This is a genomic window from Kibdelosporangium banguiense (assembly GCF_017876405.1).
Taxonomy (GTDB): Bacteria; Actinomycetota; Actinomycetes; order Mycobacteriales; family Pseudonocardiaceae; genus Kibdelosporangium; species Kibdelosporangium banguiense.
In genome coordinates this window covers 4,932,189-4,953,931 of sequence record NZ_JAGINW010000001.1, presented here as the reverse complement: position 1 = coordinate 4,953,931, position 21,743 = coordinate 4,932,189, and the positions used below count along the sequence as shown (strand labels likewise).

18 protein-coding genes, 1 pseudogene and 1 riboswitch are annotated in these 21,743 nt (G+C 66.3%); of the genes and pseudogenes, 7 read left to right on the top strand and 12 right to left on the bottom strand.

Annotation, left to right across the window (positions count from 1 at the left end; all coding sequences use genetic code 11):
• Position 1: 1 nt before the first annotated feature.
• The 3 genes and pseudogenes from JOF56_RS60740 to JOF56_RS23445 form a co-directional block, all read right to left on the bottom strand.
• A pseudogene (locus JOF56_RS60740) lies at positions 2–508 on the bottom strand (AMP-binding protein); the annotation flags it as partial.
• Positions 505–1,305, bottom strand: a complete 801-nt coding sequence (locus JOF56_RS58145) for a MaoC/PaaZ C-terminal domain-containing protein (protein WP_245378365.1) — start codon at positions 1,303–1,305, stop codon at positions 505–507. The gene JOF56_RS58145 and the pseudogene JOF56_RS60740, both read right to left, overlap by 4 nt.
• A complete protein-coding gene (locus tag JOF56_RS23445) occupies positions 1,302–2,540 on the bottom strand; it encodes a beta-ketoacyl-[acyl-carrier-protein] synthase family protein (RefSeq protein ID WP_209641610.1) in 1,239 nt (412 codons plus the stop codon). Before JOF56_RS23445 ends, JOF56_RS58145 begins: the two co-directional genes overlap by 4 nt.
• Positions 2,541–3,026: 486 nt before the next feature.
• Between JOF56_RS23445 and JOF56_RS23440 the strand changes: the two genes are divergently transcribed.
• Positions 3,027–6,416, top strand: coding sequence for an ATP-binding protein (locus JOF56_RS23440; protein ID WP_209641608.1), 3,390 nt, complete (start codon positions 3,027–3,029; stop codon positions 6,414–6,416).
• A gap of 65 nt (positions 6,417–6,481) precedes the next feature.
• Here JOF56_RS23440 and JOF56_RS23435 read toward each other — a convergent pair whose 3' ends face one another.
• The 5 genes from JOF56_RS23435 to JOF56_RS23415 form a co-directional block, all read right to left on the bottom strand.
• The gene (locus tag JOF56_RS23435; protein WP_209641606.1) at positions 6,482–6,694 is read right to left on the bottom strand and encodes an acyl-CoA carboxylase subunit epsilon; all 213 of its coding nucleotides are present in this window, start codon (positions 6,692–6,694) and stop codon (positions 6,482–6,484) included.
• Entirely contained in the window at positions 6,691–8,229 is a 1,539-nt protein-coding gene (locus JOF56_RS23430; protein WP_209648433.1) for an acyl-CoA carboxylase subunit beta, read from the bottom strand. The genes JOF56_RS23435 and JOF56_RS23430 overlap by 4 nt, the downstream gene beginning before the upstream one ends.
• 78 nt (positions 8,230–8,307) lie before the next feature.
• On the bottom strand, positions 8,308–9,069 hold the full coding sequence (locus tag JOF56_RS23425; RefSeq protein WP_209641604.1) for a 3-oxoacyl-ACP reductase family protein: 762 nt from the start codon (positions 9,067–9,069) through the stop codon (positions 8,308–8,310).
• Positions 9,066–10,052: a 3-oxoacyl-ACP synthase III family protein gene (locus JOF56_RS23420; protein WP_209641603.1), complete on the bottom strand. Its 987-nt coding sequence runs from the start codon at positions 10,050–10,052 to the stop codon at positions 9,066–9,068. Before JOF56_RS23420 ends, JOF56_RS23425 begins: the two co-directional genes overlap by 4 nt.
• A 6-nt stretch (positions 10,053–10,058) precedes the next feature.
• A complete protein-coding gene (locus JOF56_RS23415) occupies positions 10,059–10,319 on the bottom strand; it encodes a hypothetical protein (protein ID WP_209641601.1) in 261 nt (86 codons plus the stop codon).
• A 235-nt stretch (positions 10,320–10,554) separates the two neighbouring features.
• Between JOF56_RS23415 and JOF56_RS23410 the strand changes: the two genes are divergently transcribed.
• From JOF56_RS23410 to JOF56_RS23395, 4 genes are all read left to right on the top strand, one after another.
• The gene (locus JOF56_RS23410; RefSeq protein WP_209641599.1) at positions 10,555–12,114 is read left to right on the top strand and encodes a flavin-containing monooxygenase; all 1,560 of its coding nucleotides are present in this window, start codon (positions 10,555–10,557) and stop codon (positions 12,112–12,114) included.
• Between the two features lie 25 nt (positions 12,115–12,139).
• The gene (locus JOF56_RS23405) at positions 12,140–13,636 is read left to right on the top strand and encodes an FAD-binding protein (protein WP_209641597.1); all 1,497 of its coding nucleotides are present in this window, start codon (positions 12,140–12,142) and stop codon (positions 13,634–13,636) included.
• A gap of 100 nt (positions 13,637–13,736) precedes the next feature.
• The gene (locus JOF56_RS23400) at positions 13,737–14,228 is read left to right on the top strand and encodes an SRPBCC family protein (RefSeq protein WP_209641596.1); all 492 of its coding nucleotides are present in this window, start codon (positions 13,737–13,739) and stop codon (positions 14,226–14,228) included.
• Positions 14,225–15,034, top strand: a complete 810-nt coding sequence (locus tag JOF56_RS23395) for an alpha/beta fold hydrolase (protein ID WP_209641594.1) — start codon at positions 14,225–14,227, stop codon at positions 15,032–15,034. Before JOF56_RS23400 ends, JOF56_RS23395 begins: the two co-directional genes overlap by 4 nt.
• Positions 15,035–15,189: 155 nt before the next feature.
• Here the strand turns inward: JOF56_RS23395 and ahcY are convergent, their stop codons facing one another.
• From ahcY to JOF56_RS23380, 3 genes are all read right to left on the bottom strand, one after another.
• The gene (gene ahcY, locus JOF56_RS23390) at positions 15,190–16,641 is read right to left on the bottom strand and encodes an adenosylhomocysteinase (protein ID WP_209641592.1); all 1,452 of its coding nucleotides are present in this window, start codon (positions 16,639–16,641) and stop codon (positions 15,190–15,192) included.
• 17 nt (positions 16,642–16,658) lie between these two features.
• Positions 16,659–16,736: riboswitch (S-adenosyl-L-homocysteine riboswitch) on the bottom strand.
• A gap of 31 nt (positions 16,737–16,767) precedes the next feature.
• The gene (locus tag JOF56_RS23385; RefSeq protein ID WP_209641589.1) at positions 16,768–18,216 is read right to left on the bottom strand and encodes a multicopper oxidase family protein; all 1,449 of its coding nucleotides are present in this window, start codon (positions 18,214–18,216) and stop codon (positions 16,768–16,770) included.
• Positions 18,213–18,572, bottom strand: a complete 360-nt coding sequence (locus JOF56_RS23380; RefSeq protein ID WP_209641588.1) for a hypothetical protein — start codon at positions 18,570–18,572, stop codon at positions 18,213–18,215. The genes JOF56_RS23385 and JOF56_RS23380 overlap by 4 nt, the downstream gene beginning before the upstream one ends.
• A gap of 161 nt (positions 18,573–18,733) precedes the next feature.
• Between JOF56_RS23380 and JOF56_RS23375 the strand changes: the two genes are divergently transcribed.
• Together JOF56_RS23375 and JOF56_RS23370 are read left to right on the top strand one after the other, a co-directional pair.
• Positions 18,734–19,816 carry a sensor histidine kinase gene (locus tag JOF56_RS23375; RefSeq protein WP_209641586.1) on the top strand — a complete coding sequence of 361 codons (1,083 nt, stop codon included), beginning with the start codon at positions 18,734–18,736 and terminating at the stop codon, positions 19,814–19,816.
• Positions 19,816–20,481 carry a response regulator gene (locus JOF56_RS23370; RefSeq protein WP_209641584.1) on the top strand — a complete coding sequence of 222 codons (666 nt, stop codon included), beginning with the start codon at positions 19,816–19,818 and terminating at the stop codon, positions 20,479–20,481. The genes JOF56_RS23375 and JOF56_RS23370 overlap by 1 nt, the downstream gene beginning before the upstream one ends.
• Positions 20,482–20,519: 38 nt before the next feature.
• Here the strand turns inward: JOF56_RS23370 and JOF56_RS23365 are convergent, their stop codons facing one another.
• Positions 20,520–21,743, bottom strand: a complete 1,224-nt coding sequence (locus JOF56_RS23365) for a beta-ketoacyl-[acyl-carrier-protein] synthase family protein (protein WP_209641582.1) — start codon at positions 21,741–21,743, stop codon at positions 20,520–20,522.

The following is a 21,743-nucleotide window of genomic DNA, read 5'->3' as shown; positions in this document are numbered from 1 at the left end:
GACGGATGTCGAACTCGGCCGCGGCCCATGCGACGAACCGGTCGATCGCACCCTGTGGCAGCGGCACGATCTTGGGCAGTCCGGTCGAGCCGGACGTGGTCAGCATGAACTGCACGTCGTCGACATCGTGCGCCGCAACTGCTTCTGTTGTGGCGTCAGGGTCCGGCCGGAACTCCGGTTCGCCTTCCGGGGCCACGACGTGCTTGCAGCCGGCCTGGGCGAACAGGCTCGTCAGCGCCGAGTTGGCCAGCGCGGGCGACGGCAACAGGAAACGTCGTCCGCTCAGGACAGTTCCGAGCACCATCGCGACCGCGGCCGGGGACTTCTTGGCCAGCAGGCCAACGGGCTCGCCCGGCTCGAGGTTCAGCCACTCGAGCCGGGCGCGTGCCTTGTCAGCCAGCTCGTAGAGCTCGCCGTAGGTCGTCACGTTGCCGTGCCAGACCAGCGCGGGTGCGCCAGGGCGGCGGCTCACTTGGGAGAGGAAGGCCTCTCGGAACGTCCGGGTCATCGCAACTCGACCCAACCGCTCTTCAGCGCCGGCCCGGTCGGGGTCTTGCAGGAGAAGCGGACGAAGTTCTCGTCCTCCTGCAACACGATCTCCAGCGGCGTGTCGGGCGTGACAGCTGCGGAGAACCGTGCGCCAACGCTCTTGACGCGGTCGGCGTCACCACCGGCGAACCGGTCGATGACTTCCTCAGTCACCACAGCCAAAACGCTCATGCCGTGGGCGATCACACCGTTGGCGAAGCCCGCTTCAATGGCGGCCTCGTCCTGCAGGTGGATCGGGTTGAGGTCGCCGGAGGCGTGCGCGTACCTCGTGACCGTCGCGCGTGCGATCGACTGCGCCACAACGGTTGCCTCGGCCGTGCTGCCCTTGCCGGGATGCGGCGGCAGCTGACCGAAGGTGTCCGGGGTGACCGCGCCGACGAGCATCGCACCGGTGACCAGCTCGCCGAACTGCTCGCCATCCTCACCCAGCAGTGCGACCTTCATCGCGACCTGGACACCCTTGCCGCTCTTGCGCGTACCCACGACGTCCAGCGCGACCGTGACCGGCTCGTCGGCGCGGATCGCGCGCTGGACGTGGATCTCCTGCGACAGGTGCACACGACCGAGCGGCGAGCCGTCCGCCGTGGCCGCGCCGATCAGACCGACCGACTCGTCGATCACCGGCGAGGCGAGCACGAACGCGTGCAGCGGCGAGGCCTTGCCATCGCCTGGCGCGAGCCCGCTGCGGACAACCTCACGGTAGGCAGCGATCTCTTCCGCGCTCACCTTGCGGACGACCTTCGTGGACAGAGTCATACCGGCGTCACCACCAGACAGGCGTTGTGGCCCCCGAAGCCGAACGAGTTCGACAACGCCGCTCCGGACGCCACCTTGCGGGGCGCGCCGTGCACGACGTCGATCTGCAGACCCGGCTCCAGTTGCTCATGGTTTGCGGTTGGGGGCACCACGGACTCGCGCATCGCCATCACCGTGGCGACCAGCTCGACCGAGCCCGCGGCTCCGATCAGGTGGCCGATGACACCCTTCGTGGACGTCACCGGAGGGCCGTCCGGCCCGAAAACCTTGTGCAGCGCGACCGCTTCGGCGCGGTCGTTGTGCGGCGTGGACGTTCCGTGCGCGTTGACGTGCACTATGTCGGCTGCGCTGAGGCCGGCGCTCGCGATCGCGTTCGTCATGGCCGCGACCGCGCCCGCGCCATCCTCAGCAGGCATGGAGAGATGGAAGGCGTCACTGGTGGAGGCGTATCCGGCGACCTGGGCGTACTGCCGGCCGCCGCGTGCTCTCGCGTCGTCGGCGCGCTCCAGCACGACGAAGCCGGCGCCCTCCCCCATCACAAAGCCGTCCCGGTCCTTGTCGAAGGGCCGGCTGGCGATCTTCGGGGTGTCGTTACGGCTGGTCGTGACGGCGTTGAGGTTGCCGAACGCGGCCAGCGTCACCTCAGTCATGATCGACTCACACCCACCGGCGAGCACGACATCGACCTGGCCCGACTGCAGCAGCATCCGGGCATATCCGATCGAGTCGGCCCCGCTCGCGCACGTGGACGCGATCGTCAACGCCGGCCCCTGCCAGCCCAGCTTCATGGAGAGGGCGGCCGCGGCGGCGTTCGGCATGTTGATCAGCGGCATCAACGGGTTGACCTTGCTCGGGCCACCCTCGTAGTAGTTGCGCGTCTCGTCGTCGCTGGTCCTGCGCCCACCAACCGCGTTGCCGATCACGATCGCCGCGCGGCTCCTGTCGGGCTTCGGCTCCCCCGCGTCCTTGTACGCTGCGAGCGCGGCCGTCACGCCGTACCTCGCGAACGGGTCCAGCCTGCGCGCCTCTTTCGCTCCGAGCAGTCCTACCTCGTCGAAGCCCGCGACCCGGCAGCCGATACGCACCTTGTGCCGGTCAAGGTCCAGCCCGGTCAGCTCGGCCGCGGTCGAGCGACCCGCCCGCAGCACCGACCAGAACTCGTCAAGCCGGCACCCCGCAGGAGTCACCACGCCCATTCCGGTGATCACCACGGGTGCCCCTGCGCTGGAATTCATCTGGAGCTCCCTCGAACTGACCGACTTCCACGGAGCAAGTTCTACGGGGTCTCCCGCAAGCCAGGCGCAACATGCGAGGACAGGAATCCGCACCGGAAATCGCGGTACCGCCGAGGGCGAACCGCGGGTCCGAGACGAGCCGTCTCGCTAGCCAGGCGCGAGAACTGGGGATGGGCACCATCCACGCCACCGAGCCCGCGCGGTCACTGTCCAAGAGCTTGCTCGGATGTTCCCGCCGGCCTGACCCGTGGAAACGTTGTCAGGGATTACCGCTGGTCACAGCGGTGGCCCGAAGTGGTTACAGCGCGTAGAACACACCGAACTGTTCAACCCCGCAACTAGACAAGCGTCCTAATCGGCGTACTATTTATACAAACGTCCGATTGGGCTGAGAGTCCGGGACGGCGGAGCGGGAAACGGCTGTCATGAGGGGTTGACTGATATGGCGCCACACCAGCGTCATCACGATCGGCCGGGGTGGTCTGGATGCTGATCCGGCTTACTGGGCTCGTCACCATCGAGCGTGACGAGACTGCGCCCCGGCATTTGTCGAGTGCGCAGGCTCAGGTGGCGTTTGCCCGCCTGGCGTTGGAGCGGGCGGGCGGCACGAGCCGCGATCAGCTCGCCGACACTGTCTGGCCTGAGGGGCTGCCGGATACCTGGGCGTCCGCGCTGCGTAGCGTCGTCAGCCGGGTTCGCGGGTTTGTCGTCGGCAGTGACATCGAGGCCAGTCCTCCCATTGTGGCGCAGGGCGGCCGCTATCTGCTGCGGCTCCCGGTCGGTGCCGTCGTCGATGTCGAGCAGGCTGAAGCCGAGGCGGCGCAGGCTACGGAGGCGTTCGCGAACAACGACTTCGCCGACGCCGAGCGTCTCGCCGCGTCCGCTGTCGCTTGTCTTGAGCGGCCGTTTCTGCCTGATCATGAGGGCGAGTGGGTCAACAGTATGCGCGAACAGCTCGGTGAGCTGCTGGTTTCCGCGTTGGAGACCGCGAGCCTGGCTGCGTCCGCGCTCAATGACGAGCGCAACTCCCTGCGATTTGCCGACGAGGCTGTCCGGCGAGCTCCCTTGCGAGAAAGTGCGCATCGCTGCCGGATGACGGCTCACGTCGCGGCGGGCAACCGGGCTGAGGCGTTGCGGTCGTACCACGAGCTTCGCCGGATGCTCGCTGAGGAACTGGGCATCGATCCGGCTCCGGAAACCCAGGCCGCGTATGCGGATCTGCTGGGCAGTCCTATCGTCACGCCGAGCCGGCCGCGGGTCACCCGGGCGCGCTCCGCAGGCGGGTCGGCTGCGCCTTTTGTCGGTAGAAGGCAGGAACTGGCGAGGCTGACCGCTACCTGGGGGCAGGTCGAGGACGGCGCGTGCCACATGATGCTGGTGACCGGGGAGCCGGGGATCGGCAAGACGCGCCTGGTCGCCGAAGTCGCTCGCCGGATCAGCGTCGCCGGCGGCGTGGTCATGTACGGCCGCAGCGACAGTGGGTCCACTGTGCCCTGTCAGCCATTTGTCGAGGCACTGAGCGGATACGTCGCCGCGACGCCCAACGACTCGATGCCTGAACTGAGCCAGGCCACCCAGCGCACGCTCGACGCCCTGCTGGCCGAGCCGAAGTTCCAGCTGTCGGAGCTCGGTTCGTCCAAACGGGCCGAACTGCTGCTGGCGCTGACCGACCTGCTGGTCAAAGTCGCCAAGGACCAACCGGTTTTCGTGGTCCTGGACGACCTCGACCTGGCCGACGACGACACCCTTGTCATGCTGCGCCAGATCTACCGGCGCCGGTACGGCACTTCCTTGCTGGTCGCGGCGACCGCGGGAGCACCTGGACGACGTCCAGATGCTCCCGACCATTTCGCCGCCGCGATCCATGACGTGGACCGCGAGGGCTGGCTTCGCCGGATCTCCTTGCCCGGCATGGACGAGAACGACGTCCGCGCGCTGGTCCGCCGGGTCATGCCGGAGACGTCGATCGGCGACGCCCCGCCACCCCACCGGCTTATCGCGGACACCAACGGCAACACCTTCCTCCTTCTGGAACTGCTGCGCTGGCACAGCGATCCCGACACCGCCCGGCCGGCCATGCCGTCGGGCATCCTGGAATACGTCAATGCCAGGCTTTCGGCGTTGGACGACGCGTCCCGCCAGCTGCTGCGCACCGCGACCGCGGCAGGCCCGACTTTCGAGCTGGATCTGACTGCCGAGGCCGCTGAACTGAGCACCAGCGAGGCGATGGAAGCGCTGGACACAGTCGTCAGCGACGGTCTGGTCGCTGAAATCCCCACCTCCCACGAGTATCGGTTCGTGCACGACGTTGTACGCCGAGCCATCTACGAACAGGCCAGCGCCGCCCGACGGCGTTGGTTGCACACCCGAATCGCCGACGCCATCGAGCTGCGACGCGCTGGTGAATTGGGCCGGTACAGCCGGACGATGGCACATCATCGTGCCGCCGGCGCGGTCCCCCACGGCGACCAGCGTGCCGTGAGATGGGGCTGGCGCGCGGCAGCGCGCGCCAGCCAGGACGGTGCGCCGAACGAGGCCGTTCACCTGCACCGCCAGGCTTTGCAACATGTTCCGTCCGCGGATCACGAGCTACGAGCCGAAGCCCTGACCAATCTTGGGCTCGCTCAACTCGCGGCCGGTCACGACGAGTGCGAGCAGACCCTGCTCGACGGCGCGATCCAGTCGCTGCACAACGGACGGCTCAACATGGCCGCGCAAGCCGCTCTAGGCCTGGCCGATGTCGTGGAGACCCGGCCGAGGCTGCGCAGCGAGGCCGCGGCGTTGACGGAAATGCTCGTCGGGGCAACACCTCCTGTCCGTGGTGTGAGCGCCATCGACGACGTCACAATCGGTCGTTTGCTTGCCCGGCAGGCCCGGCTGGGCCGTCCGGTGGTCTCCTCGGCCACAGTCACGGCGGCGTTGACGGCCATGTCCCGCGAGCTGCAACTGCTCGAAGGACCGGCATACGTCAAACGCCGGCTCAGCCTTGCCGGGGAGATGCTTGTGGTGGCCTCGGCGATCGAGGACACGTATTCGGTTGTCGTTGCCGCGCACCACCGCGCGATGGCCGCCGAGATGTCCGGCGACTACGCCGCGAGTGCAGCGGCCATGGCCGAACTGACAGCCGCGGTACAGCAGACCGCGGGCACCCAGTTCGGGCACGCCCTGATGATCGATCACAGTGTCGCGATCGCCGTGACACAAGGCCAGTTCGCCGACGCGACCGCGACAACCCAGCGTGTGCACCGGGTTCCCGACGACACCGACCACCGGATCAGTCCGGTGCCGGGAAGCCTGGCAGCACGCCAGATGCTCATCGCCGGCTGGCTGCGCCGCAGTTCCTGGCCTACCAGGGACAACACGTTCTCCAGCACGTACGAGGCCGCGGAACGTTCCCTGATCGCCCTTGTGAACGGGGAACGCGGCCTGCCACACTTGACAGTCCGCGCGCTCGCCACAGGTGTCGAGCCGCTTCCGTCGGGTGACGAGTGGCCGCACATCGTTGGGCTGCTTGCGCTTGGCGGTGTCGAACTGGGTGATCCCACCACAGCGGAAGCACTGAGAAAACTGCTCGAACCATATGCGGAACTCAACTGCGGAGTGGGTTACCGTACTTTCGTAGGTCCCGCGTCATTCCATCTTGGCCGGTTGGCGGTTATCGTTGGAGACTGGGACGACGCGGAGCGCCACCTGACCGCGGCGCTCACCGGGCTGGCCAACCGTCAGGCCCGGCCATGGATGGCACTGGCTCAACTGGCGCTGGCACAGGCACTGGAGGCAAGAGGACACGCAGGCAACCGAAGGCGAGCGGAAACCCTGCGTGCGGAGGCGAACTGGACCCTCGCCAGCCTCGACCTCCAGCCTCAGTCAGCGTAACCGATAGCCCCCTTGTGAGTACTTCGGCCACAACGCAGTACTCACAAGGGGGCTGTTTCTCTTCCTCAGGCAGCCCGGGTGGACCGCAACTGGGTCCAGGCACCGGGCGGGCGGTAGGCCGGCCTGCCGGGGCCTGAGGCCCACAGCCCGCCCGCGGGACCGCTGTCCTTGGCAGCGGCCGCCGCCTTCGCGTTGAGCGCGGTAATCACCGCGACCAACGCAGCAAGTTCCTCGTCGTCCGGCTGACCCTTCAGCACGATCACGTCGGCGGGGGTCATACCGGCGGGTTCCCGTGCTTGGCGTAGCTGAACGAGCCGCGCTTGGTGCGCAGCATCGCCAACGCGTTGATCAGGATCTCGCGGGTGTCCGCGGGGTCGATCACGTCGTCGACCAAGCCGTTCTCCGCAGCGTAGTACGGGTGCATCAGCTTGTCCTTGTACTCGTTCATCTTCTGCAACCGGGTGGCGTCCGGGTCGTCGGACGCCGCGATGTCCCGGCGGAAGATCACGTTCGCCGCGCCGTCGGCACCCATCACCGCGATCTCGTTGGTGGGCCACGCGAACGACAGGTCCGAACCGATCGACCGGGAGTCCATCACGATGTACGCGCCGCCGTAGGCCTTGCGCAGGATCATCTGGATCCTTGGCACAGTGGCGTTGCAGTACGCGTACAGCAGTTTGGCGCCGTGCCGGATGATCCCGTTGTGCTCCTGGTCGGTGCCGGGCAGGAAGCCTGGGACGTCCACCAGGGTCACGATCGGGATGTTGAAGGCATCGCAGGTCTGCACGAACCGCGCGGCCTTCTCCGACGATTTGATGTCCAGCACGCCGGCGAAGTACCGCGGCTGGTTGGCCACGATGCCGACGGTCGTGCCGTGCAGGCGCGCCAGCGCGGTGATCACGTTCGGCGCCCAGTGGTCGTGCAGCTCAAGGAGCTCGCCGTCGTCGACGATCTCCTCGATCACGTCGTGCATGTCGTAGGACTGACCGGGCTCGGCCGGGACCACGTCGAGCAGAGACTCGTTGCGCCGGTCAGCGGGGTCGTTGGACGGCAGCGTGGGCGGCTGCTCCTGGTTGTTCGACGGCAACATCGAAACCAGGTAACGGACGTCGTGCAGGCAGGTCGCCTCGTCGTCGTACACAAAGGACGCGACGCCGTTGCCGGCGTGCACGTCCGCGCCGCCGAGCTGGTCGTGGGTGACTTGTTCGGCGGTTACCGCCTGAACAACGTCCGGTCCCGTGATGAACATCTGCGAGACGTCACGGACCATGAACACGAAGTCGGTGAGAGCCGGAGAATAGGCCGCACCACCCGCACACGGGCCGAGCATGACACTGATCTGGGGGATGACACCCGAAGCTCGTACATTTCGCCGGAAAATCCCTCCGTAGCCGGCGAGCGCCGTGACACCTTCCTGGATCCGTGCGCCCGCGCCGTCATTGAGACTGATCAAGGGCGCACCGGTGGACTCGGCCATGTCCATGATCTTGTGGATCTTCTGGGCGTGCGCCTCGCCGAGCGAGCCGCCGAAGATCCGGAAGTCGTGGGCGTAGACGAACACCGTCCGCCCTTCGACTGTGCCCCACCCGGTGACCACGCCGTCGCCGGGCGGCTTGCGCCGCTCCATCCCGAAGCCGCTGGCCCGGTGCCGCCGAAGTCCTTCAACCTCCACAAAGGACCCTTTGTCCAGCAGCAACTCCAGCCGCTCGTACACGGTGAGCTTGCGCCGTGAGCGCTGTGCCTCGGTAGCCTTCGGATCCCCGGCGCGAGTCTCCTCCCGCAACTGCTGAAGGTCCTTGACGCGCGTGTGCATATCAGCCGTGGTCACGCCTTCACACTCCCTTTTCCGCGAATGGCCCGGGAACATGTCCCGGGCCGCCCGCGAACTCACTCAGGTGATCGAGACACCGCCGTCGACGCTGATGACCTGTCCCGTGGTGAAGTCGCATTCCAGGAACAGGGCCATGCTGCGGGCGACCTCCTCGGGGGTGCCGAACCTCGGGATCGGCGACTTGTCCCGGATGGAGTCCATCACGTTGTCCGACAGGTCCTTGGTCATCGTGGTGACCATGAAACCCGGGGACAGCGCGTTCACCGTGACACCGCGGCGGCCGCACTCGGCGGCCAGGGTGCGGGTGAACCCGATGATGCCCGCCTTGGAGGCGGAGTACGCCGTCTGGCCCGCCGAGGCGATCAGGCCGGACGGCGAGACCACGTTGACGATCCGGCCCCACCGCTTGCGCAGCATGTGCCCGACCGCGACGCGCGAGGTGTGGAACGTACCGATCAGGTTGGTCTCGATGACCTGGCGCCAGTCGTCCGGCGACTGCATCGCCATCAGCGAGTCCTTGCGGATGCCGCCGTTGTTGACCAGGATGTCGATCGGCCCCAGTGCCTCGGAGACCTCCTTGTACATCTGGTTGACCTCCTCCCACGAGGCGACGTTGCCCGTCACCACGCAGGAGTCGTTCTCCAGCTTGTCCGCGACGGCCTGGGCACGATCACGCGACGAGTTGTAGTGCACGGCGACCCGGCACCCCAACGCGTCGAGTTCGATCGCCAGCGCCTGTCCCAGCCCGCCTGACGCGCCGGTCACCAAGGCGACCGGCGAGTCCGGGCGGGCGACATCCACGAATGCTTTCCGGCTGCTCATGCCGAAACACCGCCCCACTTCAGAAGTGCCGATCCCCATGTCATGCCCGCGCCGAAGCCGGCCAGCAGAACCAGGTCACCGTCGCGGAAGCGGCCTTCCTCCAGTGCGTCGAACATCGCGATGGGCATCGACGCGGAGGCGGTGTTACCGTACTTCCACAGGTTGGTGACCAGCTTCTCCGGTTTGAGCCCGGTGTGGTCGAGGATCGAGTTGATGATCCTGATGTTCGCCTGGTGGGGAACGAAGTGATCGACATCGTCGACCGTCAGACCGGCCTGCTCGAGCGTGGCACGCACCGAGCGGACAGTGAAGCGGACCGCGTTGAGGTAGATCTCGTTTCCCTTGATCTCCGAGAAGTGCAGACCCTCCGCGAAACTGGTCGCGGTGGTCGGCATCCGGCTGCCGCCGGCCTGGACCCGCAAGCTGTCCTGGCGGGAGCCGTCGGCACCGAGGTTCCACGCCAGCACCCAGTCGACCGGCGACGGCTTGAGCACGATCGCCCCGGCGCCGTCGCCGACCAAAATGGACAGATCACGGTCCTTGGGGTTGATCTGCGTGGAGTGGGTGTCCGAGCCGATCAGCAGGATCGGCCGCGGATCCACCTTCATCAGGGCCGCGCCGGTGACGAGGCCGTAGATGAAACCGGAGCACTCCGCGTTCACGTCATGCGCGCTCCCGGCGATGCCGAGACCGTGGTGCACGAACGCGGAAGTGGCCGGGGAGAGCTGTTCCGGCGTCGCACTCGCCACGATGAGGTGGGCGATGTCCTTGCCGGTCAGCCCTGCCCGTTCAAGCGCCTGCCGGCCCGCGTCGATCGCCAGTGAGGCAGTCGACTGACCCGGGTCGATCGCCCGGCGCTCGTGGATCCCGCAACGGCTGATGATCCAGTCCTCATCAATCTCGAAGCGGGCCGCGAGTTCCGTTGTGGTGACGCGGCGCTCGGGTACGGCCATGCCCCACCCGGCGATTTCGAAGCCGTCCACGATGGCTTACGCTTCGGACGGCTGGGCGACCAGCGCGACGAGCCGGGCGTGCACATCACGCATCGTCGTCGTGTCGTCGATGTCGCTGAACAACGACTCGTCGGCAGGGATGTGCGGGTACTTGTTCTGGAAGCCGTAAAGCCATTCCATCAGGTCCAGCGAGTCGATGTCGGAGTTACGCTGGATGGCCTCGTCTGCGTCGAGCTCGGCAGCTCCCGAGACTGCTGCAAGCTGGGCGGCCAGCTCTTCCACGGTGGGCAGTTCCATTTGCCTGGCTCCTCTCGATTGCCCTGCCGGCCGGCTTGTGTGTAGGTTCCGGCCCCAGGGCTGCCGTTCTGGGAAGCAGTGAAGCTTGCGCGGCGCAACGAACGCGCAACCCTGGTCGTCCAAGGGCATATTGCGCATGTCTTGCGATGCACAGGTTTCCTCAGTGGCAAACATCCGCTCGAACACATACGAACTTCCGCGTTGTTCTCGCGCGGAACGCCTGAGGAGGCAAGCCGTGACGAGCACCGTCAACAACGAGACCAACCAGAGCGTCCGGACCGGTACAGGCGGGCGGCCCACGCCACACGTGAAGGTCGCCATTGTCGGCACCGGGTTCTCGGGCCTGGGCGTGGCGATCCGCTTGCTGGAGAACAAGATCAACGACTTCGTGCTGCTCGAGCGGGCGGACGAGGTCGGCGGCACCTGGCGTGACAACACCTACCCGGGCTGTGCCTGCGACGTGGCTTCCTTGTTGTACTCCTACTCGTTCGCGCAGAAGTCCGACTGGAACAGCACTTACGCCACGCGCCAGGAGATCTTCGACTACCTGCGCGACATCGCCGACCGCTACGGGATCCGGCCGTACGTCCGGTTCGGCCACGAGGTCCTCGACGCGCGCTGGGACGAGCACACCCGCCGCTGGCACATCAAGACCAGCCAGGGCGACCTCACCGCGCAGGTCCTGGTGGCCGGCTCCGGCTACCTGTCCGACCCGGTGATCCCCGACATCCCTGGTATCGGCGACTTCCAGGGCAAGATCATGCACTCGTCGCAGTGGGACCACGACTACGAGCTCGACGGCCGCAACGTCGCGGTGGTCGGCACCGGCGCCTCGGCGATCCAGTTCGTGCCCGCGATCCAGCCCAAGGTCGGCCACCTGGACCTCTACCAGCGCAGCGCGCCGTGGATCGGCCCGAAGCCCGACAAGCCCATCAAGGGCCTGCACGCGTGGGCGTTGAAGAACCTTCCCGGCTACCGCGCGTTCCGCCGTGGTTTCAACCGCAACGGCCGTGAGATCCTGATGTTCCTGTACAAGCGGCCCGCGCTGGCCGAGAAGACCATTCAGGCGAACGCCTTCGGTAAGCACTTGGCCAAGAGCGTGCCGGACCCCGAGCTGCGCGCGCGGCTGACCCCCAACTTCGCGGTCGCCTGCAAGCGGCTGCTGTTCTCCAACAAGTGGTACCCGGCCATCCAGCAGGAGAACGTCGAGATCATCGACGGTGAGATCGGCAAGGTGACCGCGAACGGGATCATCGGCTCCGATGGCAAAGAGCGTGCCGTCGACGCCATCATCCTCGGTACGGGCTTCCTGGCCACCAAGCGTCCAATCGCCGAGAAGCTCACCGGCCGCGGCGGCGTTAAGCTTGCCGACGCCTGGGAAGCAGGTGGAATGAAGGCATACCGGGGGACCACAGTGGCCGGTTTCCCGAACCTGTTCTTGATGCTCGGCCCCAACACCACACTTGGTCACTCCTCGCAGACCCTGATGATCGAAGGACAGATCGCCTACGTCGTCGACGCGGTCAAGCAGATGAACAAGCGCGGGCTGTCGAGCGTCGAGGTCAACGAGGAAGTGCAGGAGACCTACAACAAGGAGATCGAGTCCTGGCTGGAGGGTTCGGTCTTCGACGCCAGTACCTGCACGAGCTGGTACACCGACTCGACCGGCCGCAACCCGTCCATCTGGGCGAACTCGACCCGCAAGTTCATCAAGAGCACCAAGAAGTTCGACCTGCAGGCATACCAGGTCGCCACACTGGCTGGCGCCGAAACGCATGCCGACGTGAAGGCATAGCGAGAATCCCAACTGGAGGGGATCGATGAGCAGCAGCGCACACTCCCGGCGGAACGTCCTGAGAGGGATCGGCGCCGGTGCTGTTGTGGTCGGCTGGAGCGCAGTCTCAAGTTCGTGGGTCACCGCCGAGGCCGGCTCCGCGCAGGCCTCGACGGTGGCTCCCGTACCACCGCTGGACGGCACGCTGGTGACCTCACCGCAGGTGCTGGGCGAGTTCGCCAAGGACTGGGGCGGTTTTGTCACCGGAGCACCGAAAGCGGTGTTACGTGCCGGTTCGGTGCAGGACGTCGTCAAGATCGTCAACTACGCCCGGGCGAACCGGCTCAAGGTCGCCGTGAACGCGCAGAGCAGCTCCGCCGACGCGCCGGAGTCGCACTCGTTCTGGGGCAACGCCCTGGCACCCGGTGGTATCGCGATCGACGGCAAGTCCTTCAACAAGATCCACAGCATCACCTCGACCCACGCGGTGGTGGGCTCGGGCGTTTCCCTCCACGACCTCGCCGCGGCCACTTTGGACCGTGGGCTGATCGTCCCGTCGCAGACCGACTATCTGCGGCTGTCGGTCGGCGGTGTGGCATCCGTCGGCGGATTCGGCGGCACGGTGCCGAAGTACAGCGTTTTCTCACAGATGATCGAGGAGATCGAGGTCGTCACCGGCGATGGCCGCGTGCTGACCGCGTCGCCCACTGTGTGCCCGGACCTGTTCAACGCCGTCATCAACGGTGGCGGTCAGGTGGCCATCATCACCAAGGCCAAGATCCGGCTGATGAAGGCGCCCCAGCGGATCCGGATGTTCACCCTGTCCTACACCGACCTGGCCAAGTGGCAGCGCGACCAGGAGTTCCTGATGCGCGACGGCCGGTTCACCCAGCAGGGTGGCTACTTCTCCCGCAAGCCGGACGACTCCGGCTGGTGGTACCAGCTCGAAGGCGGGTTCTACTACTCGTCGCCGACCGTGCCCGACGACGCGAAGCTGCTGGCCGGGCTGAACGACGAGCGGGCCGCGCTGCAGGTCAACGACCACGACTTCCGCGACTGGACCTACCGGGTGGACCCGGGAGAGCAGGCGTGGAAGGACGGCGGCTTCTGGGACGGGCCACACCCGTGGCTCAGCATGATCGTGCCGGCGTCCAAGATCCAGACGTTCATCCCGTTCGTGTTGTCCGAACTGACTGCCGACCAGCTCGGTGCGGGCTTCTCGATCCTTTCGCCGTTGCAGACCGCGCAGGTCACGCGGCCGCTGTTCGCCAAGCCGAACGAGCCGGTGGCGTACCTCTGTGACCTGCTGCGGATGCCGCCGCCCGGCGACCCCAACATCCAGGCCTACCTGGCGCAGAACCGCAGGTTCTACGACAAGCTGGTGTCCTTGGGCGGCAAGCGTTATCTCATCGGTGCGATCCCCGGAATGAATCCGGCTCAGTGGAAACGGCACTTCGGGTCCAACTGGGACTTCCTGGTCAGCTCGAAGCGGCGCTATGACCCGGATTCCATCCTCGCGCCCGGTCAGGGCTTCTTCGCCTGACCTGTCTGGTCCTACTCGCCGTGGGACAAAGGGCGAGGGCAGGGGCCGGCAGCGCCCCTGTCCTCGTTCCAGCCAACCGTGAATTCCTGGAGGCATTACCGTGAGCGGCTACGACATCATCGATGAGGCCTTCATCGACACTTCGCCCGACCTGGTCTGGCAGGCACTGGTCGCTGAACTGAGCGGTGCCGCCGGTTTCTGGGTTCCCTTCAACACCTTCTCCGCCTCGGGGCCGCCCGACCAGGTCGGTACCGAGGTCAAGTGGACCGTGCACGCCAAGGGCGTGGACAAGGGCGGTCCGAAACTGCGGTTCACCTCGCGGACGACCGCGGTCGACCCCGGCCGCAGGCTGGACGCCGAGTACTTCGAAGGCGTGTTCCGCGGCCACGTGACGTTCACGCTGGAGCCGGTCAACGGCGGCCTGAGCACCCGCGTGTCGATCCACTTCAAGGCGCAGCCGCAGGGTTTCGTCAAGATCCTGGCCAAGGTCGCCGACGTGGGACTCAAGCACTCGCAGGCCGCGCAACTGGCCTTCTCTAACCTCAACAGCCGCCTGGGTGGCCGGCACACAGCGAACGGAGTAGCCCGGTGAGCGCGCCGACGGTGTCGGACGTCATCCGCACTGACGACGGTGCCAAGCTCGCAGTTTCCGTGACGGGCCAGGTCGGCGGGCCTACAGTCGTGCTCTCGCACGGCTGGGCAGCCGGTCGGGGTATCTGGAACTACGTCGTTGCTTTGCTGGTCGCCGAAGGCCTTTCGGTCGTGACATACGACCAGCGCGGCAACGGCGAGTCCACTTTGGGCGTTTCCCCGATCGGGATCGCCCGCCTCGCGCTGGACCTCGAGGCCGTTCTGGCCAGTGTGGACGCTCAGGACGCCGTGGTGGCAGGCCATTCAGGCGGCGGGTTCGCGGCCATGTCGCACGCCATCACCAACTCGTCCCGGCTGCGCGGCCTGGTTCTGCTGGGCACCGCGGCCCACGACCGCAACGTGCCCAAGAGCGAGGTCAAGCAGATGGGCAACCCGCTCGTGGCCCTTCTGCTCAAGATCCCCCCGCTCGGCCGCAAGCTGATCGGCAGCACCGTGGGCCCAGGGATCTCCGCCGAGGCCCTGGAGGCGCACCGCGCCCTGTTCGCCGGCACCGCCCGTCAGGTCCGGTCCGCCTACTTCGGCTGCTCGCAGGGAATGGATCTGCGGTCCGGGCTCGCCGAGGTCAAGGTGCCCGCCACCGTCCTGCACGGCGACGCCGACCATGTCATCAAGCCGGAGCTCGGCCGGACCGTGGCCGAGACGCTGCCCAATGCCCGTTTCGAAGAGGTTCAAGGTGCCGGTCACATGCTTCCGTTGGAGGCGCCGGATCGCGTGGCCCGCGCGATCGTCGAGCTGACCGGCCAGTGAACCCCGGCTGGACCCCTTGTGAGTGCGACCCCCGACACTCACAAGGGGTTCGCTGCTGCAAAAAGCGAAACCCCTCGTGAAGTTCACGAGGGGTTTTGCTTGCCCTTGCGGATACTGGGTCGCGGCTTGTTTAGACCCGCACCCGCAAGGGGGTCTCAGTACCGGTAGTGATCCGGTTTGTACGGGCCTTCCACGTCGACCCCGATGTACTCCGCCTGCTCCTTGGTGAGCTTGGTCAGCTTCACACCGAGCGCATCCAGGTGCAGACGCGCGACCTTCTCGTCCAAGTGCTTCGGCAGGGTGTAGACCTCACGCTGGTATTCACCCGGTTTGGTGAAGAGCTCGATCTGCGCGATGGTCTGGTTGGTGAAGGAGTTCGACATCACGAACGACGGATGCCCGGTGGCGTTGCCCAGGTTGAGCAGCCTGCCCTCGGACAGCACGATGATCGAGTGCCCGTCGGCGAACTTCCACTCGTGCACCTGCGGCTTGATCTCGATCCGCTGAATGCCCGGCGTCTTGGTCAGGCCGAGGATGTCGATCTCGTTGTCGAAGTGGCCGACGTTGCCCACGATCGCGTTGTGCTTCATCTTCGCCATCTGCGCGGCGGAGATGATGCCGAAGTTGCCGGTCGTGGTGATGAAGAGATCGCCCTTGTGCACCACGTCGTCCAGCTCGACGACCTCAAGGCCGTCCATGGCCGCCTGCAGCGCGCAGATGGGGTCGATCTCGGTCACGACAACGCGGGCGCCCTGGCCACGCAACGACTCCGCGGCACCCTTGCCGACATCGCCGTAGCCGCAGATGACGGCGAGTTTGCCGCCGAGCATGACGTCGGTGGCGCGGTTGATGCCGTCGGCCAGCGAGTGCCGGATTCCGTACTTGTTGTCGAACTTGGACTTCGTGACCGAGTCGTTGACGTTGATCGCCGGGAACAGCAGTTCGCCGTCCTTGGCCAGCTTGTAGAGACGCTTGACGCCGTTGGTCGTTTCCTCGGTGACACCACGGACTTCCGCCGCGATCCGGGTGAACCGGCCCGGGTCACGTGCGAGACTGCCGGTCAGTGTCTTGAGGATGAGCTGGTACTCCTCGACGTCGTCGTCGGCAGGCTGCGGCACGGCGCCGGCCTTCTCGAACTCGACACCCTTGTGCACCAGCAAAGTCGCGTCGCCGCCGTCGTCGACGATCATGTTGGGCGCGAGCCCGCCCGGGAACTCGAACAGCTGGTCGGTGCACCACCAGTACTCGGCGAGAGTCTCGCCCTTCCAGGCGAAAACCGACGTTCCGGCAGGCTTCTCGGCAGTGCCCTCGGGGCCCACCACCACTGCCGCGGCCGCGTGGTCCTGCGTGGAGAAGATGTTGCACGACACCCAGCGCACCTCGGCACCCAGCGCCACCAGCGTCTCGATCAGCACGGCGGTCTGGATGGTCATGTGCAGCGAGCCCGCGATGCGCGCGCCCTTCAACGGCTGCGCCTCGGCGTACTCCCGCCTGATGGACATCAGGCCAGGCATTTCGTGCTCTGCGAGCTCGATCTCCTTACGGCCGAACGCGGCAAGCGACAGGTCCGCCACGGCGAACTGCAGGCCGTTGACTTCTTGCAACAAAAAAGAGCACCTCCTGGTCACAGGAGGCGCCCTTGCAGTCAGTGGTGCGAGCCGAGCGTGGCCGACAGATGTCGGTTGCAGCGCCTCTCGGCTCTCTTCCAGAGTTCCAGAAGCCTGGACCCGCTGTCAACTGATGTCGAAATTCGCCATCATCGCCATGTCCTCGTGCTCCAGGTTGTGGCAATGCATCATATACCGGCCGCGGTAGCCTTCGAACCGCGCAAGCACCTCGACCACCTCGTACGGGCGAACGTCCACTGTGTCCTTCCAGCCCGCGTCCCGTTCCTCCGGCGCGCGGCCGTTACGCGCCAGCACCTGGAAATGCGCAAGATGCAGATGCACCGGATGGTGGAAGTCGCTGGACAACCGCCACCGTTCGACAGTACCCAATCGTGGACTTGCCAACGAGGTGTCCGGATTGAAAGGCTCGCCATTGATCGTCCACATGCGCATGCCGTGGTGCGGTGTGGCCCGGAAATCGAATGTCCGGGTTTCCACCGCGCTCTCCGGCATGAGTTTTTCCCAAGATGCCAGCCGTTCCGGTAAAGGATCACTCGACGGCCCGCGCCGGACCACCCGGAATCGCATGACCGGTCCGTCCAGCCTGTTGGTCAACGTGATCTCGCTGCCGACCGGGTACTGCGAGAAGTCGACGACCACGTCGAATCGCTCGCCGGGAGTGATGATCAGACTCTCGTGCGTGCGCGGACGGTCCAGCAGTCCCACGTCACTCCCGATTTGCGTCAACTGCCCGCCAGGTTCCAGGGCCAGCTCGTACCGGCGGGCGTTGGAACCGTTGACAAGCCGCAACCGGTAGCGGGTCGCGTCCACATCCATCACAGGCCAGGGCGCGCCGTTGACAAGAATGACATCGCCCAGCACACCGTTGTCGTACCCCGGCTGCACGCCTGGCCCTGACTCCAGGCTTGGGTACAAAAAGGACCCATCCTCGTCGAAGGCACGGTCGCACAACAGCAATGGCACGTCGTACTGCTCCTTGGGCAACGGCAGGTTCTCCTCCTCGGCGTCGCTGACCAGACACATTCCAGCCAGCCCGCGCCACACCTGCGGTGCCGTGTAATCCATCCGGTGGTCGTGATACCAGAGAGTCGCAGCTCGCTGCCGCATCGGATACGTGTACTGCTTTGCCCCCGAGGGCTTCACAAGATCCGTGGGGTAACCGTCCGAGTCAGGCGGCATCACTCCACCGTGCAAATGCATCGAGGTCGGTACCGGCAAGGAATTGCGGACTTCGACAACGGCCCGGCGTCCTTGTCGCAAGTGGAATGTCGGGCCGGGAAAGCTCCCGTCATACCCCCAGACCTGTGTCCGGACGCCGGGCAGGATCTCCACATCGGCGACTCGTTGAGTCAATGCGTAGAAATCGGTGTCGCCTTCCACCCGAACCGGCCGGGCGGCAGCCGGAATGGGCAGCGGCACAGTGAAAGGCTCAGGCAGCGGCCGGGCACTGCGTAGCAAGCCGTCGGCAGAGGGCCGGTTGACCACGACGAACCCAGTCGTGCCCAGCACAGCCGCACCCGCCACCAGTCCGAGAAAACGGCGCCGGGAGGTCATTTCCGCTCCCCCTTGTAGGAGAAGGCCAGCTGCGCCAGCCGGATCCCGAGCGCGAACATCGCCACACCCAACGGGATGTGCAGCGGAATGATGCGCGAATACCCCACAGCGATCTGCGCCACAGTCATCAAGGACGCGACAAGACCAACGTGAACGATCCGGCGTGGCGCACGCATGATGAGCGACGCCACAAAACACGCGGCCGCGGCGAACGCGATCACGCCGGCATTGAGGGAATGCATGTCCAGAAAACCCACATCGCCGGTGACGAACAGGCCGGCGAACAGCGCCTGAGCCAGCACAGCCACCACGAACAGCACGCTCGCCACCCGCAACACCCATAAACCCACTGGCACAACAGTTCTCGTTGTCACAACACCAGATCCTGCCGAGCGGAAACGCCGCAGGCATCGGGCCGCGGAAGACAAACCGCACTACTGCACCGGGAGTACGCGGCAGGCCGGCTACATCCGCCGGCGTACAGCCAAGCAAACCGCCTGCCAGCTAGTCTGCGCAGGTGAACAGACGGATCGCCGACATCGGGCACGCGGTCGCGGTCACCGCGCTACTGGTCGCCGCGATCGAGGCCGGGGCGCCCGTGGTCAGCACCGCCGGATACGTACTGATAATCATCAGCTCGGTGTCGCTGGTGCTGCGCCGGCTGTTCCCAGCGGCCGTCCTGATCCTCTCGACCGCGTGCACGCTGGCGGTCTACATCATGGATCGGCCCGACATCTTCATCGAGCTTCCCGTACTCGTCGCGCTGTATTCGGCGCTGCGGTCCGGGCACCGGCTGGTCGGGATCAGCACCGGCCTGACATACCTGGCCAGTCTCGTGGTCATGAACGTCATGATCCTGCCCGGACACCCGGCACGGGAGCAGATCCAGGACAGGGTCATGCTGCTGGGCTGGTTCATAGCGGCCATCATGCTGGGCGAGGCGGCCTGGCTCCGCGAGAAACGCGCCGCCGACCAGGCCAGGAGCAACCAGGAGACCGCACTGCGGCTGGCCGGTGAGGAACGCCTGCGGATCGCCCGCGAACTGCACGACTCGTTGACGCACAGTATCTCGGTGATCAAGGTGCAGGCCGGAGTCGCCGTGCACCTGGCTCGCAAGCGCAACGAGGACGTGCCGGAGGCTCTGCTGGCGATCCAGGAGGCGAGCGGAGACGCCGTCCGGGAACTGCGGGAGACCCTGGCCGCGCTGCGCGGTGAGCCGGAGACCAGCGGCCTGGACCGGCTGGACGACCTGGTCGAACGCACCAAATCGGCTGGTCTGCCGGTGGAGTTGACGATCACCGGAAGCCGGCGGGCGCTCCCGGAGGAGATCGACAGGGCGGCGTACCGGATCGTGCAGGAGGCGTTGACCAACGTCGCCCGGCACGCGGGCGAGGCACGCGCGAAGGTCCATATCGGCTACAGCATGCGAGAACTGACCGTGCAGATCGACGACGACGGCCAAACGGCCCCGGACACAAATCCGGTTCCAGGACTGGGACTGATCGGGATGCGCGAACGCGTCACCGGACTCGGCGGCGTGCTGTCCGCGACGGCCAGACCCGACGGTGGCTTTCGAGTGCGAGCGGAGTTGCCCGTCTGATGATCCGTGTCCTGATCGTCGACGACCAAGCGCTCATTCGGGCCGGATTCCGTGCCCTGCTGGCAGCCGAGGACGACATAGAAGTGATCGCCGACGCGTCCGACGGCCTGCAAGGCGTCGAGCTGGCATTGACCCACCGGCCGGATGTCGTCCTGCTGGACGTGCAGATGCCTGTCCTGGACGGAATCGAGGCGACCCGCCGGATCGCCTCGGATCCGCGCCTGGCAGACGTGCACGTCGTGATCCTGACCAACTACGGATTCGACGAATACGTCTTCAACGCATTACGCGCAGGAGCCAGCGGATTCCTCGTCAAGGACACCGAACCCGCGGATCTGCTGGCAGCCGTCAGGGTCGCGGCCCGCGGCGACGCCCTGCTGTCACCGGCCATCACCAGAAAACTCATCAGCGAATTCGTCGCCAGAACCCCGCATCAGGGACCGGTCATCGGCCTGGACGAGCTGACCAAACGAGAACGAGAAGTAATGGCCTTGGTCGGCAAAGGGCTCACCAACGACGAAATAGCCACCCGGATGGTGATCAGCCCCACCACCGCGAAAACCCACGTCAGCCGTGCCATGACAAAACTCCAAGCTCGAGATCGCGCCCAACTGGTCGTCTTCGCCTACGAATCCGGCCTGGTCCAGCCGAACACCCCGTCATGAGTGGCGATCCGTCCGGGGCGGCCACTCACGACAGGGAATCAGGCTGGAGTCACCACCAGGCAGGCGTTGTGGCCGCCGAAGCCGAATGAGTTCGACAGGGCTGGGCCGGGGGTGATCGGGCGCGGTGCGCCGTGGACCACGTCGATCTCCATGCCTGGTTCGAGTTCCTGGTGGTTGGCGGTTGGCGGGACGAGTGCGTTCTGCAGGGTCAGGGTGGTCGCGATGGCTTCGACGGCGCCTGCTGCGCCGATCAGGTGGCCGATGACGCCTTTGATCGATGTGACCGGTGGGCCGCCTGGGCCGAACACCTTCTGCAGGGCGGTGGCCTCGGCGCGGTCGTTCAGCGGGGTCGAGGTGCCGTGTGCGTTGACGTGCACTATGTCCGAGGCTTGCAGGCCTGCGTCCTGGATGGCCTGGGTCATGGCGGCGATGGCCGAAGATCCGTCGGGCAAAGGCATCGACATGTGGTACGCGTCGGATGTGCAGCCGTAGCCCGCGACGATGCCGTAGACCTTGGCGCCCCGCGCCTTGGCGTCTTCAAGCCGTTCCAGCACGACGAAACCTGCGCCCTCGCCCATGACGAAGCCGTCCCGGTCTTTGTCGAACGGGCGGCTGGCCTTGTCCGGTGCGTCGCTGCGGCTCGACATCGCGCTCAGTTTGCTGAACGCCGCGAGGGTCAACGCGCTGACCGTGGATTCGGCGCCACCGGCCAGCACCACGTCGGCGCGGTTGGCCCGCAGTGTCAGCACGGCCTGGCCGATCGCGTCCACGCCGGCGGCACACGTCGTCGCGATGGTCATCGCCGGACCGTGCCAGCCCAGCTTCATCGCCAGCGTCGCGGCGGCCACGTTGGGCATGCTGACCAGGGGCAGCAACGGACTGACCTGCTGTGGCCCGTGCAGGTAGTAGTTACGCGAGTCCTTGTCGGTGGTCCGGCGGCCACCGACCGCGTTGCCCACGAGGATCGCGGTCCGGCCCGGGTCGGGTTGCGGTGATCCCGCGTCGGCGAAGGCCGTCAGGCCGGCGGACACGCCGTACCAGGCGAACGGGTCCATCCGCCTGGCCTCCTTGGGGGTGACCAGGTTCAGGTCCTCGATGCCCCGGACCGCACAGCCGAAGCGCGGCACGTCGTTGTCGGCCGTGTCCGCGACGTCCAGCACGCCGGCCACGGACTTGCCGGCCACCAGTCCGGCCCAGAACGTGTCCAGTGTGGAGCCGGCAGGGCTGACCACACCCATCCCGGTGATCGCGATCATCGACAT

What these genes read in the sequence shown, in the direction of transcription:
- JOF56_RS58145 (WP_245378365.1), bottom strand. Translation starts at nt 1,305, where the DNA reads ATGACTCTGTCCACGAAGGTCGTCCGCAAGGTGAGCGCGGAAGAGATC.
- JOF56_RS23445 (WP_209641610.1), bottom strand. Translation starts at nt 2,540, where the DNA reads ATGAATTCCAGCGCAGGGGCACCCGTGGTGATCACCGGAATGGGCGTG.
- JOF56_RS23440 (WP_209641608.1), top strand. Translation starts at nt 3,027, where the DNA reads ATGCTGATCCGGCTTACTGGGCTCGTCACCATCGAGCGTGACGAGACT.
- JOF56_RS23435 (WP_209641606.1), bottom strand. Translation starts at nt 6,694, where the DNA reads ATGACCCCCGCCGACGTGATCGTGCTGAAGGGTCAGCCGGACGACGAG.
- JOF56_RS23430 (WP_209648433.1), bottom strand. Translation starts at nt 8,229, where the DNA reads ATGCACACGCGCGTCAAGGACCTTCAGCAGTTGCGGGAGGAGACTCGC.
- JOF56_RS23425 (WP_209641604.1), bottom strand. Translation starts at nt 9,069, where the DNA reads ATGAGCAGCCGGAAAGCATTCGTGGATGTCGCCCGCCCGGACTCGCCG.
- JOF56_RS23415 (WP_209641601.1), bottom strand. Translation starts at nt 10,319, where the DNA reads ATGGAACTGCCCACCGTGGAAGAGCTGGCCGCCCAGCTTGCAGCAGTC.
- JOF56_RS23405 (WP_209641597.1), top strand. Translation starts at nt 12,140, where the DNA reads ATGAGCAGCAGCGCACACTCCCGGCGGAACGTCCTGAGAGGGATCGGC.
- JOF56_RS23385 (WP_209641589.1), bottom strand. Translation starts at nt 18,216, where the DNA reads ATGACCTCCCGGCGCCGTTTTCTCGGACTGGTGGCGGGTGCGGCTGTG.
- JOF56_RS23370 (WP_209641584.1), top strand. Translation starts at nt 19,816, where the DNA reads ATGATCCGTGTCCTGATCGTCGACGACCAAGCGCTCATTCGGGCCGGA.
- JOF56_RS23365 (WP_209641582.1), bottom strand. Translation starts at nt 21,743, where the DNA reads ATGTCGATGATCGCGATCACCGGGATGGGTGTGGTCAGCCCTGCCGGC.